Origin of the sequence: Vibrio genomosp. F10 str. ZF-129 (assembly GCF_000287055.2) — a bacterium.
Lineage (GTDB): Bacteria > Pseudomonadota > Gammaproteobacteria > Enterobacterales > Vibrionaceae > Vibrio.
In genome coordinates this window covers 1-13,265 of record NZ_AJYQ02000127.1, presented here as the reverse complement: position 1 = coordinate 13,265, position 13,265 = coordinate 1, and the positions used below count along the sequence as shown (strand labels likewise).

General features: G+C 43.2%; 15 protein-coding genes. 5 read left to right on the top strand and 10 right to left on the bottom strand.

Annotated features, from left to right (window positions below; genetic code table 11):
• Nucleotides 1-101 precede the first annotated feature (101 nt).
• From A1QO_RS20485 to A1QO_RS16745, 4 genes are all read left to right on the top strand, one after another.
• Nucleotides 102-263, top strand: a complete 162-nt coding sequence (locus A1QO_RS20485) for a hypothetical protein (protein WP_017033699.1) — start codon at nucleotides 102-104, stop codon at nucleotides 261-263.
• A gap of 74 nt (nucleotides 264-337) precedes the next feature.
• Nucleotides 338-655 carry a hypothetical protein gene (locus A1QO_RS16755; RefSeq protein WP_017033700.1) on the top strand — a complete coding sequence of 106 codons (318 nt, stop codon included), beginning with the start codon at nucleotides 338-340 and terminating at the stop codon, nucleotides 653-655.
• Nucleotides 656-744: 89 nt separating this feature from the next.
• Nucleotides 745-2,004, top strand: a complete 1,260-nt coding sequence (locus A1QO_RS16750) for a hydroxymethylglutaryl-CoA reductase (RefSeq protein WP_017033701.1) — start codon at nucleotides 745-747, stop codon at nucleotides 2,002-2,004.
• 188 nt (nucleotides 2,005-2,192) lie between these two features.
• Complete coding sequence (locus tag A1QO_RS16745) at nucleotides 2,193-2,858, top strand: PilZ domain-containing protein (RefSeq protein WP_017038187.1); 666 nt, start codon at nucleotides 2,193-2,195, stop codon at nucleotides 2,856-2,858.
• A gap of 31 nt (nucleotides 2,859-2,889) precedes the next feature.
• Here A1QO_RS16745 and A1QO_RS16740 read toward each other — a convergent pair whose 3' ends face one another.
• The 6 genes from A1QO_RS16740 to A1QO_RS16715 form a co-directional block, all read right to left on the bottom strand.
• On the bottom strand, nucleotides 2,890-5,475 hold the full coding sequence (locus A1QO_RS16740; protein WP_017039651.1) for a LuxQ periplasmic sensor domain-containing protein: 2,586 nt from the start codon (nucleotides 5,473-5,475) through the stop codon (nucleotides 2,890-2,892).
• Nucleotides 5,472-6,593, bottom strand: coding sequence for a substrate-binding domain-containing protein (locus A1QO_RS16735; RefSeq protein WP_017039652.1), 1,122 nt, complete (start codon nucleotides 6,591-6,593; stop codon nucleotides 5,472-5,474). The genes A1QO_RS16740 and A1QO_RS16735 overlap by 4 nt, the downstream gene beginning before the upstream one ends.
• A 182-nt stretch (nucleotides 6,594-6,775) precedes the next feature.
• Nucleotides 6,776-7,921: a conjugal transfer protein TraF gene (locus A1QO_RS16730; protein ID WP_017039653.1), complete on the bottom strand. Its 1,146-nt coding sequence runs from the start codon at nucleotides 7,919-7,921 to the stop codon at nucleotides 6,776-6,778.
• Nucleotides 7,922-7,995: 74 nt separating this feature from the next.
• Complete coding sequence (locus A1QO_RS16725) at nucleotides 7,996-8,295, bottom strand: GIY-YIG nuclease family protein (RefSeq protein ID WP_017033706.1); 300 nt, start codon at nucleotides 8,293-8,295, stop codon at nucleotides 7,996-7,998.
• Nucleotides 8,295-8,966 carry a YceH family protein gene (locus A1QO_RS16720; protein WP_017033707.1) on the bottom strand — a complete coding sequence of 224 codons (672 nt, stop codon included), beginning with the start codon at nucleotides 8,964-8,966 and terminating at the stop codon, nucleotides 8,295-8,297. Before A1QO_RS16720 ends, A1QO_RS16725 begins: the two co-directional genes overlap by 1 nt.
• A gap of 51 nt (nucleotides 8,967-9,017) precedes the next feature.
• Nucleotides 9,018-9,269, bottom strand: coding sequence for a hypothetical protein (locus tag A1QO_RS16715; protein WP_017041396.1), 252 nt, complete (start codon nucleotides 9,267-9,269; stop codon nucleotides 9,018-9,020).
• A 186-nt stretch (nucleotides 9,270-9,455) separates the two neighbouring features.
• Here A1QO_RS16715 and A1QO_RS16710 point away from each other — a divergent pair, with 186 nt between their 5' ends.
• Entirely contained in the window at nucleotides 9,456-9,773 is a 318-nt protein-coding gene (locus A1QO_RS16710; RefSeq protein ID WP_017033709.1) for a DUF496 family protein, read from the top strand.
• A 147-nt stretch (nucleotides 9,774-9,920) separates the two neighbouring features.
• Here A1QO_RS16710 and A1QO_RS16705 read toward each other — a convergent pair whose 3' ends face one another.
• The 4 genes from A1QO_RS16705 to A1QO_RS16690 form a co-directional block, all read right to left on the bottom strand.
• Nucleotides 9,921-10,439 carry an NUDIX hydrolase gene (locus tag A1QO_RS16705; RefSeq protein WP_026026652.1) on the bottom strand — a complete coding sequence of 173 codons (519 nt, stop codon included), beginning with the start codon at nucleotides 10,437-10,439 and terminating at the stop codon, nucleotides 9,921-9,923.
• 68 nt (nucleotides 10,440-10,507) lie between these two features.
• On the bottom strand, nucleotides 10,508-11,101 hold the full coding sequence (locus A1QO_RS16700) for a hypothetical protein (protein ID WP_017039654.1): 594 nt from the start codon (nucleotides 11,099-11,101) through the stop codon (nucleotides 10,508-10,510).
• A 229-nt stretch (nucleotides 11,102-11,330) separates the two neighbouring features.
• Nucleotides 11,331-12,296, bottom strand: a complete 966-nt coding sequence (locus tag A1QO_RS16695; RefSeq protein WP_017039806.1) for a TerC/Alx family metal homeostasis membrane protein — start codon at nucleotides 12,294-12,296, stop codon at nucleotides 11,331-11,333.
• A gap of 375 nt (nucleotides 12,297-12,671) precedes the next feature.
• A partial coding sequence (locus tag A1QO_RS16690) for a thioredoxin domain-containing protein (RefSeq protein ID WP_017041395.1) occupies nucleotides 12,672-13,265 on the bottom strand: 594 nt, incomplete at its 5' end.

Here is a 13,265-nt window from a genome sequence, read left to right as displayed (position 1 = left end):
AGAATACTTACGTTATTCGGACATTACTACGGCCCCGTTATTTACTATCTCATTACGTTCAAATAGAAGCCGAAATAAAAGTCCACTGGGGGGGGTTGTTTATGACACCATCGAACTTTGAGCAATTGAAAACTCAGTTGCATTTATTGACACCGCAGCAACTGAAAAGCCTGTTAAGTGAAATTCAACATAGCCTTGGGAATAATGTGGCTAAATTGGTCACTGAAGAAGAGCTCAACCTCATCTCTAGCCTTTTTTCGTAATTAGCTCAATCTGGTTAGCACAACTTGCAGAAATTGCAAATAGGACTTAAGCTTTTATTAGTAGAGGGGGCCCTATGTCAATTTCGAGTATACAGTCTGGATACCCAATTATTGAACAGTCATCTAAGATGGCTGAAGAAGCCGCGCAAGAAATACAAGCCCTCCCGATTCAATCTTCTTTAGCTACCCCGACTGAACCAACGTCTCCAATCGATAAAGACGGATTAAAGTTTAATGAAGTCAACTTTGACGCACCAAAACATGAATACGTCGCATCCTATACGGAACCTTTAATCAAACTGAACCAAGCAACCCAGTACAGCAAAATTGGGACTAATATGTTGCAAAGAGATCAAGAGATGATCGGAACCTTGCTTGATATTCATATTTAGTGATGACTTTTTAACGTGAAGTGTCTAACAGCCTTGAGTTTATTTGCTTTCACAGTAGAATCTCTGAAAATTATAAGATTCGACTTTCTATGCCTAAATTACATTTACACCGACGTGATTACGTTTCCATTCTGCATGGCGACGAAAGCTCCTTTAACTTAGAGCACATTTTTAAGCCTAATCTCGATAAGCCTTCACTTCGGCTAACGCCTAGCCCATTTCTTACGGACAAAAATCTCGATAAGCGGTGGCAAAAGCTAAGCTCTATGACAGATCAAGCGCAACTTCTTGATGCATCAACGTTAGAGCAAAAAGACGCTTATGCGAAAAATATTGAGCATTTTATTGGCACAGTCAAAGTCCCTGTGGGTATTGCAGGCCCATTACGAGTTAACGGCCTGTTCGCACGCGATGATTTTCTGGTGCCTCTTGCCACCACCGAAGCCGCATTAGTCGCATCTTATAATCGCGGTTCGCAGCTCATTACCGCAGCAGGCGGAGCCAGCGCCATGTTATTAAATGAAGGCGTCACGCGCACACCGGGGTTTGCGTTCTACAATTTGCAACAGGCGGGCGAATTTGTTGCTTGGATCACCACACAATACGACCACTTTAAACAACTCGCTCAGGCAACCACATCTTACGGAAAACTGACCGATATTAGTGTGAACATTGAAGGCAACCACGTTTACTTAGTCTTTGAGTTTTTAACCGGCGACGCTTCTGGTCAAAATATGGTGACCATCGCCACCAACGCCGTCTTCGAGCATATTCTAGCGGCAACACCCGTTGAGCCAGAGTACGCTTTCTTAGACGGCAATTTATCTGGCGACAAAAAACCGAATGCGCATTCTCTTCGTAGCGTAAGAGGTAAAAAAGTAACGGCAGAGGTACACCTATCAAAAGCGCTGATTCAAAAATATTTGCACACCACCCCTGAAAAAATGATGCAATTTGGGCAAATGACAACCGTCGGTGGAGCGCTGAGTGGTACGATAGGCATTAACGCTCATTATGCCAATGCACTGGCAGCGCTCTATATCGCTTGCGGCCAAGATGCCGCCTGTGTCGGAGAATCTGCGGTAGGTATGACACGAATGGAGCTCAACAAACACGGTGGGCTTTATGCCAGTGTCACTCTACCTAATATCATGGTTGGGACGGTAGGCGGAGGAACCAACTTACCCAGTCAAAAAGCCTGCCTCGATATATTGGGGTTACATGGTACCGGTAAATCTCAAGCACTCGCTGAAGTCGCAGCCGTATTGTGTTTAGCCGGAGAGCTTTCTATCGTGGGCGCTTTTTGTGCGGGTCATTTTTCCAGGGCTCATCATAAGTTGGCTCGGTAGCTTTCGGTTTTTAACATTCAAGTATTAAGTTAATGAGCTTTATACTTCTATAACATTGAGCGAGCCGGTCGAACACTGGCTCGAACTGTTACCGTCTTCTCGATTCTTAATCTTAGGGCGATATTTCACAGCGAGCTCAAAATACGATGTGTATAATTTAAATTATCACTTTTCGTTTATTTTTACTTATGAAGCCTCGTTCAAACTCCATCACTGACCTGTACCCTTTACTAATCCCCGGGCTAAAGCTTTCGGCAGTTATCGAGTTTGGCCCTAACGATACCTTATCGTTTGCGACGCATATCATTGGGCACAAGAGTGAACACTATATCGTGATCGATATGCCCACAAAGGCTAAAGAAGCGTTATTGATGAGGAAAATTGACAATACTTCGATCATTATTCGAGGTATCTGCCATACCAAACTGGGCCATGTGATCGCATTTAAAACGCGGATACTGAGTAAAATATCTCGCCCTGTGCATGCTATATTTTTACGTCAGCCTAAGCATTTTATTTCAAAACCGACTCGCACCCATGAGCGCTTTTCTTTCGACATACCCGCGGTTATCACCGAGGAAACCAAAACCTATCAGGGTCATTTAGTGGATATTTCGGTATCAGGCTGTGCCCTGTTTCTTGCTGGCGAAAACGAGCTCACATTAAGCAGCGTGATCGAGGTGCAATCTGAAGTCACTGAGTTGCTTGATAAAAATATTAAATACACTATTGCGAATATTCAAAAGCAAAAAGAGGGACATAAAATCGGGATACGATTCAGCGCTCCCATCGAAATGAACGACAGCATTAAAAACAAAATATTAGAACTTGCCGTACTATCAAACGCTTTATAAACCGGATGCTCCTAACACACTGTTGCCTATGTTACTCGCTCAAGCACTCTTCTTTTAAGTAAACGAAAGCTTGGTAGAGTTCATTTTGCTTGATCGGTTTTACAATGATGTAATCCGCGCCCTTATCCAAAAATTCTTGTTTAGTGTCGAGCATGCCATCCGCTGTACAAGCGAAAATTGCCACTTTGCTCTGCAATTCTTCCCTGATGATTCGAGTCGCTTCTATTCCACTAAACTTAGGCAATTGATTATCCATCAGTACCAAATCGTATTGTCGATTTTTTACCTCTTCTATGGCCGCTTGACCATCTTTCACCCACGTAATATTCATGCCATAGTTTTCACAAAACGCTCGGGCGATAAATGCGTTGGTATGGTTATCTTCTACAAGTAATACGTCTAGTGATCGGTCAAACAGCTCTGCAGGCGCGGTTTCGGTTTCTCCAAGATTGTCTGTTGTGGTCGACACCTCACGGTTCACTCTTTCAACCGGAATATCAATTGAGAACGTGGTACCTCGTCCTAGATCACTATCAATCTCATATCGCCCATCAAGCAATTCAATCAGACTTTTGGTAATCGTCAGGCCTAGGCCACTCCCACCATATTCGCGAGATATGGATGAACTGGCCTGAACGAAGGGTTCAAAGATACGTTCCAAAAGAGACGCATCAATGCCTATCCCCGTGTCTGAGACTCTGATATGTAACAGGGAGCCTACACTATTTTCAGTGTGGGAATTGTCAGTGTGAGTAATGCTTACTTTGACGGAACCTTCGTGAGTAAACTTGATGGCATTACCGACTAGATTAAATAAAATTTGATTCAATCTAACTTGGTCAGTAGCAATGATGTCACTTTCCTCAAAGTCTGTTTCTACGACGAACTCCACACCTTTCTCTTGGCACAAGGGATAAAATATTTTCTCTATGGTTTTGGATATTTCAATCGATGCGAAATAAGAACGCTTGATCTTATATTTACCTTGCTCTATTTTTGAAAAATCAAGGATGTCATTAAGAACAGCTAATAAATGCTCACCGCTGTTGCACAGTACATTGATGTTTTCTAGCATCACCGGATCGAGGGTAGAACCTCTGAGTAACTGCGATACACCCAATATGCCATTCAGTGGTGTTCTTAGTTCATGACTCATTTTTGCAAGAAAATCAGCTCGTAATCGGGCTAATTCTTCCGCTTGAACTCGCGCCGCTTCACTCTGTTTTTCCGCATTAATTAGACTCGTAATATCTTGTCCCTGAGTGATAATCCATCGGACATGTTCATTCACTTTTATCGGCGATAAATTCCAACGGAACGTCTTTTCAGCAATGGGGATATTAACGCCTGTCAGCGTCGCGCCTTGTGCCGCCATTTTTATTTTAGGCCACAATTGGTCAACCAGGATTTGATGGGTACCATCGCCGGCTTTATGGGCATTAAAGTACTTTTCTCCGGCTGGGTTTATTTTTACTATTTCCCCTTGTGTATTCCAAAACAGTATCGGCGAAAGAGAGAAGTTAAACAGATCCTCAAATTGCTTTTCTTGTTCAGTCAAACGTTTAAAAGAGTGCTCTAACGCATTTCCTATGAGATCAAACTCTTTCACTTTACTGCCCACAAAGTGTGTGATCTCCCTTTTATCGACAGAGCTTTCTGCATAGTCCATCAAAGAATCCAACTCCGCTGACACTCGTTTATTTAACCAGTACCAGGTAACGATACCGAGTAGGAGCATAAACACCATGAGGACACCACCCCACCAGTTATAGTGATAATTAAATTCAACGGGGGATATGCGACTTTGTACGGTATAGATGGTAATAGAGGTCGATGTGCCACTGATGCTCAAAGGTGTTGCAACCACGATATAGCGGCCTGAAGTGGCTAAGCCTGCGAAATTGCTAAGGACATCATGATCCTCATAGTCGGTATTCACATTTCCAATGGTTGACGCGATCACTTCCTTGTCCATCACCATTAATGCATTGTCTGAATTACTTCCCTGCTTTATGGCATCCATTAAAGAGTAATTACTATTGAGAACGATACCTATGTGATACATCGCCAATACTTCACCCGTACTTAGATCGACAATTGGGATTCGTCTTAATAGCAATATCTTCGAACCTAACAAGGACGACGCCCTAACGAGGTACCAGTTGCCGCTTCGGTTCATGCTTTGGCTCATCTCTGTCAATGAATCATCTTCTATCCCAAAAAAAGTGTAGCTTTCATCCCCCCAAAAGATCTTATCTTGGATGGTAAGGTAACGAAAATCGGGGGGGAGTTGGGGATTCAACTCATCAATATCGGTAAAGAATTGTTCCAGTAAATCCGTATTCTCTCTGTGCAATGCCTTAATTAATGTTTCATTTCTGCTGTAGCTGTCTTGCTGCGTTCGTAACGATGTCAGTTCTAAGTTAAATAGAGTTTGGACTAAACTGTTCGTTTGGCGTCGTGTTCTTTCTACTTCTGAGTCTACTGCACGCGAGGTGGCCTGCGAATTTTGGAATAAAACAAACAACGTCACAGCAGCCATCACCGAGAATACAGTTCTAGTAATAAGTGTCGCTAGATTTGTCGATTTATTGCTCAAAGACAGTCTAAATATCATTCTAAATCCGAATACCTAAATGCGTAACGCTTAAGCTCGTCTAATCGCTGACCAACATCGTCTGAGGTGACGACCTCAAAATCTCCAGAATACAGAACGGGAACTTTCGCGCCTTCAAGATCAAGTTTAATCGCCTCTGCCATGGCGATGCCCGTATCGTCGTTCATTCGCATCACAGTGACGTCTAACTCACCCATCTCAATCGCTTTAAGTTCTGCGCTGCCCCCTCCCCAACCGTTTAGAATAACGTCATCACGGCCAAGCTCTTTCAATGCGTCAGCCGCCCCTAATGCAACATCAGTTGAACAGGCATAAATAAATGAAATATCACTTTGATTGTCCAGTGCTCGTAATGCCGATTGGTAGCCTGACTCTCTCGTCGCCTGAGTATAAAATGAGGACGAAAGCGTGTAATTGCCTTGGTGACTCATCCCTTGAATAAAGGTATCGCCTCGCGCATCACTGATGTATCCCTTTGAGTAGTAGAGCATTGAATACGCGCTCTTTTCAGGTATGTTTTGTTTAAAATATTGTTCTAAAAGCTTGGTCCCTCTCGCATGGTCAAAACCTACGTACATAAAAGGCTGCCTATCATCCCAAGACCGAACGGGTGTGGTGATATTTTGTAGAATCAATTTAGTGTCCGTCGAACCCAGTACATGCTCCATAAACTTGCGGTGTCTAACGGTATACAAAGTAAAAACTAAGTAATCCGATTTATCTTTAAGCGCTTGCATTAGCGATTCATTTTGTTGTCGAACATCGCTGTTTATACGCGTCACCACCTTTTTTAATTGGTAATTAATGCCTAGCTCTTTCATTCTCAATTCAAAGGCTTTGATATTTCGCACCCAATAATCGGAAATCTGATCACCGGGGTAAATAATCGAAATAGTCACCGGACGATCCTGAGTGACAGACAGCTTTTTCGGCGATTCACTGACTAGCGTCGCTAATGAATTCGTTAGCGCGTATTCGGAGGGGTGCGCCTCTAAAAATTCATAATAACCCCAGTAATCCGACAGCTCTTGTGTGGAATGCGCGTAAACAGTGGTCGAGGGTAGTAGTAAAATAACCAGTGTGATTAAACGCGATATATTTGGCATCATTGAGATCATTTTCTTATTTGAATTCTTATTCTATGCGCTCTTTCCCCGGAAGGTAAGAGCGCTAAAGCCATTATAGACCGGCCATCCAACGAGTTAGTTTTTACCGTCTCGTTCTCGAAAGCAAAAGCAAAAGCCATTCAGCGCAGACAAGAGCAAAAAAGCGCAAACTAATACACGAATAAAAGCGACGACTAGAACGTAAACGCTAGATTTGCTGATAGCCCATATTGGTTGTCACCTGCATAATTCCCTGCAAAATCTAAACTGACTAAGTCTCCTGGGCTTATTCCTATGCCTGCAGTGACAGAATCATCAAGCGTGTCTTCCAGATCGACTTGGTAGCCAGCTCGAAGTTGCGCCCACCCAAATGCATTTCCTTCCACGCCAAAGCGAAGAAATTGCGTATCGTCGTTGTAACCGCTAAATCGCGATTGATCAGTTAAATCCCAGTCCATTGTCGCGACGAAGTACTCCATTGCATACGCACCAGAGACGGTTACCTGGGTATCTAATTTATACTGAGTAGAGCCATTAACAGCAACGACGGTATCAATCTCTTGAGAGATAAGATCTTTCACAGCGATAGCCGCTCTAAAGTGGTTGTACAACCACACGGCTCCGAGATCAAGATTGAACGCACTTTTCGATGTTTCACTTTGGTCGTAATCACCGATATCAAAATCTTCAACACTGATCACTTGCTTATACGTCGTCATATCTTGAAATTTGGGCGTAATGCCCAGCGCAAAGTCCTGCCCGTTGAACGAAAAGCGTTTTGCTAATGCCACCCCAATCTCACTGTATCCAAAGGCGACCATGTCCACCGTTGAAGTTTCATATCGAGTAGGGATACCCGCCGATTCTGGCGCTATCTCTGGAAGCGCCAGTATTTCTGCATAACCTCGTACAAAAATATTCATCGATAGAGCATTCAAAGGAATTGCAACCGCCGCACCGACGCCACCACTGGCGACAATCGGCTTATTTCCTGACAATGTATTCAGATGTGTATTGAGCTCATCAATTGTCGAAGTGTCAGAAGAGTTCGCTTCATATTTTGTAATCGTGTCTTGCAAGTCATCGATGGTATCTATGGTCTTATCGGTATCTCGAACATTACCCGCGACCGCTGGAAGTAGGATTCCAAAGGAATCATTATCTCGGTATACCGCAGCCAATGCTGGATTATGAAATGGCGCTAAAAGGTAGTCTGCGGTGCTCACACCGGTGTTCCCCATACCATTACTTCGAGCATCAGCCACAGAGGTTGCAGCATAAGAATTTGTTGCCAATATGACTAAGCCTATCGCCACTGATAATTTTGTTAGTTGTTTCATTTCCTTACCAACCTTTTTTATGTTCCCATAAATAAGGTTAATACATGTTCACAACTTGCACCGAATTTTTGCATTTATTGGGTTTTCAACAATAAATCCAATGACAAATCGCCAGTAACCAAGGACTCTTTTTGCGCTTTTGGGATACGTTTTAAACGATGTTCTATTTTAGAAGCATCGCTGCGATTCATGCCTGCGACATCACTCCAAACTAAGCTCAAAGGTGACTTCCCCTTGAGCGCTTTCGCCCCTTTACCTGAGCAGTGCTGCTGGAAGCGACGATCAACATCAGTAGTGATACCACAATACAATGCGTTACTAGGAGTCCTAACTAAGTATACATACCAGTTAGCACTCACTTTAGAATCGGTCATTAACTGGTTAAGCTCTCTAGAAGTGCTTTGACTTCATCAAGGTCTTTTTTCATATCGCTAAGTTCAAGCTTCAACTCAGAAACTTCCGCTTCCAACTGTTCAACTCTTGAATTACCGGCAGCGGGTGTTGGAATCGCAGCGGCTAAAGCTTCTATATCAACTTCGCCACTAAATAGGTGCTGGTAACGTGATTCACGCTTTCCCGGTTCTCTTGGCAGTTTCACCACCAAAGCTCCCGCATCACGATGACTCATGGCGTCTAGAATCGACTCCACTTCTTTTACATCTGAAAACTGACACAATCGGTTGGTGCGGGTTCTCAGCTCACCAGGTGTTTGTGCGCCACGAAGAAGCAAACAACACACGATGCCTCGTTCTTGTTCGGTAAACTTCAAATCACCAAATTCGGTATTACAGAAACGATGAATGTACTTTTTTGTACGGCTATTGAAGGCACTTTCATCACTTACTAAACGTTTTGCAATCAACGCTTCCAGGGTGTCTTGAACCTCCGCATCGGTGATGGCCATAACAGGCTCACGATTACTCTTTTGATTGCAGGCGGTGGTGAGACTATTGAGCGTGAGAGGATAATAATCAGGCGTGGTTACTTCTTTCTCAATCAGGCAGCCGATAATTCTAGCTTCTAGTGGCGTTAATTCGATCGTCATATATTCATCATCCTTCTCGGTTTCGCTTATTCTGGACTCTAATTTACACCACTAATGTTCTGACATTAGCGGTACGATTCTCATATTGCCATTTTTATCAACCATAAAAATGCGAGAACGGTTTAATTCTACTTCCGTCACTTCAAGCCTTTCTCGTTCAGATCGGTAAGCATCTCGAAGTTTATACGATAACGCTTGCAAGCCTTCAACACTGTCATCGAGTTGAGGTTCGTCAATGCGATGGGCTTCTTCTATAGATTGAACTTGAAGCTCTATAGGTACAATGATGTCTGAAGGGTTCATGGGGTTCGGTTCTCTTCTCTGTGGACGACATAATATAGTGATTCAAACTAAGAAAACAATGCGTACATCAGTGGTTGGTTAATTATTCGGCAAGATCTGAATGGTATTGATCTAAAGACTGTTATGTCTTGGGCTCTTGTGCTTTAATCGTTGGTAGTTAACATTAATTATTGGGAAAAGGAACCTATGAGTAGTGTATTTGAAATCGTAAACCAAGCTCGTCGTAAAAATAAACTAAAACGTGAGCTTTTAGATAACGAAAAGAAAGTTCGCGATAACCGTAAGCGTGTCGATCTCCTAGAAAACTTAATGGATTACATTAAGTCAGACATGAGCCACGACGAAATCGTTGCTATCATCAAAAACATGAAAGCGGACTATGAAGATCGCGTGGATGACCACATTATTAAGAGTGCTGAAATCTCTAAAGCACGTCGTGATATCAGCCGCCGTATTCGTGAACTGACTGAAGAAGATAAGCAATCGACACAAGGCAAAAAATAGACGCCTTGATTAGCCGATTCTGACTAAACCGTCGCTGACGCTAATTGATTCAACACCTTGTGGTGAATGTTTTTAAAATCCGAGCCGATAACGCTCGGATTTCTTGTTTTTAGATGTCGGTATTTGTATGTCAGTGTTCGTGTTTGGCTAAATCATCTCTTTGGCAATTAAATGAAGCAAGAAGGTTTCTCGCTCTATACTCATGCCTTTTTTATCACTTTCCGCGATGGTCTTTTCATTATGGGCAATCGCATCGTGAATATTGACCCACATCGCTTTCATGCCATTCTTAATTTCATAATCTTCGTAGTTGGTGTCGCCCAACTGCCTATCGATTTTGCAGGTGTAGCAGTAAGAGATCATGTGCATTACATCGGCGTTATCTTTGTACCACGGTCGAAACTCTTCAACTAGGCCAAATGGTTTGATGGCATGGATGTTTTGAGCACCCGTTTCTTCTTCTAATTCACGGACCATACCCGCAATCACATCCTCACCATCGTCTAATCCGCCACCCGGAATCGTGTAATCGTGGTATCTCTCGGTATAGAGGAGCAAGATGTTTTCACCATCAACAACGATAGCTCTGGCAGCATTGCGCTTAAAGATAATTTTATCATCAAGGTGCTCGACACTCGGATGCACCATAGTCGTAAGATGTCTCATATTGTTTTTCTCTAAGGTAATTTGGGCGAATACTGCTTACTGGGCCAGCTTAATAGCGGCCTAGCTCATTATTGGGATAACTCAATCGAGCGAACGGTGCTGTCTAGTTCGAATAAACACGCTGCCGCTTCCATATACTGCGGGTAATCCGTAAAGTGCTCTCGGTGAGTGAGTGTCATTTGCAACAGCTCTTCAGCCCGCATTAACTTCCAATAAAGTGGGCTAGTATGAAGCATAGCGGCTAACGGTTTGAACACGATTTTTTCGTAGGCATAGAATAGGTTTTCTAGAATCACTTCGCGTTCATCTTCTGTGCTGATGGGCATCAACATGGCGGCTTTTGCACTTTGATAATGGGTATCTTTTGCTAGCAGTTCCATCACCGATGTATTGTGTTGGGCTAAGTCATGTAAGGCGGCGTGGATTAACTCAAGCCAATGTTCTTTCGTTAGTTCACGATGGCTGACGGCCTCAAATTCGTTACGGATTTTTTTCTCAATAGATCGTTGGCTTTTCAATAAAACCGTTCGCACCTTTTGAAAAGGCAAATGGTACTCTTTGCTCAAATCAATAATTAACGTATGGAATCCATTGTTGGGTAAGTGCAGGTTATTCTTAAAAGTAGCGAGTGCATTTTCTTGTTGTAGCGTAAGATCGCTCATCTGATTGTATTCCTTGGTTTGGCAACGTTCGCCAGCATTAGCCTCATTTTAAAGGATGCCCATTTCAGAATCCATCCCGCAAGCTGTTTATTATTGGCACGCAATGAACGACCAACGAATAGCGACTGAATAGCGGCTAATGAAAGGTTCAATAGCCGCAGGCCAAGATTTAATGGTTTGAGTACCTGGTTATCGTCAATTCGGGATCATGAACATGCCTTATTCAGCCTTATTCAGCGATGCTGTCTACGCCACATTGAGGTGGTTTTTTCTGAACTTGCTGCCTGACAGATGCAATAACCGCAATACTCATGGTGACCAGCAATGCAATCAATGAAATGTAGGTCGGAATTTCATAATCGGTGCCCACCAGCAGCATTTTGATACCAATAAAGACCATCACAAATGACAATGCAGGTTTTAAGTACACAAATTTGTCCATCATGCCTTGCAGCACAAAATACAAGGAACGCAACCCGATCAAGGCAAAGACATTCGCTGCAAGCACCAAAAACGGCTCTCGCGTTACAGCAAAGATCGCGGGGATTGAATCCAGAGCAAACATCACATCCATAAACGCAATCACACCAATCACAATCAGCATTGGTGTTGCCATCCATGCCCCTTTAATTTTCACCAACAGTGCATTACCGTTGAACTCATCAGTGACAGGAATCAAACGACGTATTATTTTCTCTGGCAGTGGATTGAGCTCTTCATGGCCGTTATCTCTTGCTAAATTAATCCCTGTCCATATTAGAAACAACGCGAACAAATACAGTAGCCAATGATATTGCTCTAGTAACTGAGCGCCCACGCTAATCATTATGGCTCTTAAGACTAATGCGCCAACCACACCCCAAAGTAAGGCTCTGGGTCTTAAGTGTTCAGGAACCGCATATTGATGAAATATGATGGCGAAGATGAACAGATTATCGACACTCAACGACTTTTCTAGCAGATACCCCGTAATAAAAGACATTGAGGCTTTTTTAGCTGAATAGTCACTGTCTGGCGCGTAGATATCCCAAAAAAAGAAAAGGGTTAGCGCGAACACAAAAGCGAAAGCAAACCAGACGACACTCCAAATAGATGCTTTTTTGATCGAGATATTCCCGCCTCGGGTCTGCCAAATGTCGAGCAAAACCAAGATAAGCGTGAGTAAACCAAAAACGAAGTAAATTTCTAGGGACATAATTCCTCCAGGGTGGAGGGATCGTACATCGATCACTTTAGGTCAGTAAGCTTGAAATCAGTAAACTCAAGTCAGTAACCTCAGCAACGAAGCCCTCCACAAACAAAATGTACGATACAGAGCACATGAACGTTCTCTATATCGCTTTGATTGTGTTGGTCTTGTCGAAGTCAGATTCAATAGTAATGAATCCACTTATACTTACCGGAAAAGCGAACGCTTAACGAGATGACGATAAGTAAACTAAAGGCGACTACTCCCCAAACAAGCGAATAGTAAGGCCAAATCAGATTCTCGTCTACTAGAAAACGGTCATGATTTAGCAATAAATCACGACATAGCAAATAGGGATTTGTTTGGGAATCGAAGAGAAACTTATAAGTGAGACAGCCATAGCCGCGCATAAAGCCCCGGTGGGGTTGTTATGCCCGTGGTAATAGACGTCACTTGTTCGTTATTGATGATCACTATGGTGGGAGTGACGGTGACTCCCCACGCTCTTGAGATGGTATTTCGGCTATCATTGATATTTGAAAACTGGTAGCCATGCGTCCGCAAAAATCCTGCCAATTTTCGGTCTTCTCCTGATGCGCCAGAAACCCCCACAACATGATAAGAATCACCAATTCGATTGATGGTGGGAGTAACAAATTGACAAGCCGAACACCAAGTGGCCCAAAAGTAGACGACAACGGGCTTCTCTTTACTCATCTCCATCACATCAATGTATTTTCCTTCCATCGATAGTGCCTGTATGGGCGTGACTGTGGCACTGGGCATATCTTGCGATCGCCACAGATCGACCCCGATGGAAATGAGGCTAACGAAGACGATATAGAACAGACACTCCTTGATCCAATGGGCCATTGTTCTGCGCTTTTTTACTGGGTTATTAACTTCGCCCTTTTGCATTATTTTCTTTGTCATTTTTTGCCCCCACTGGCGGTATTTATCGCGTCCATAACCGCC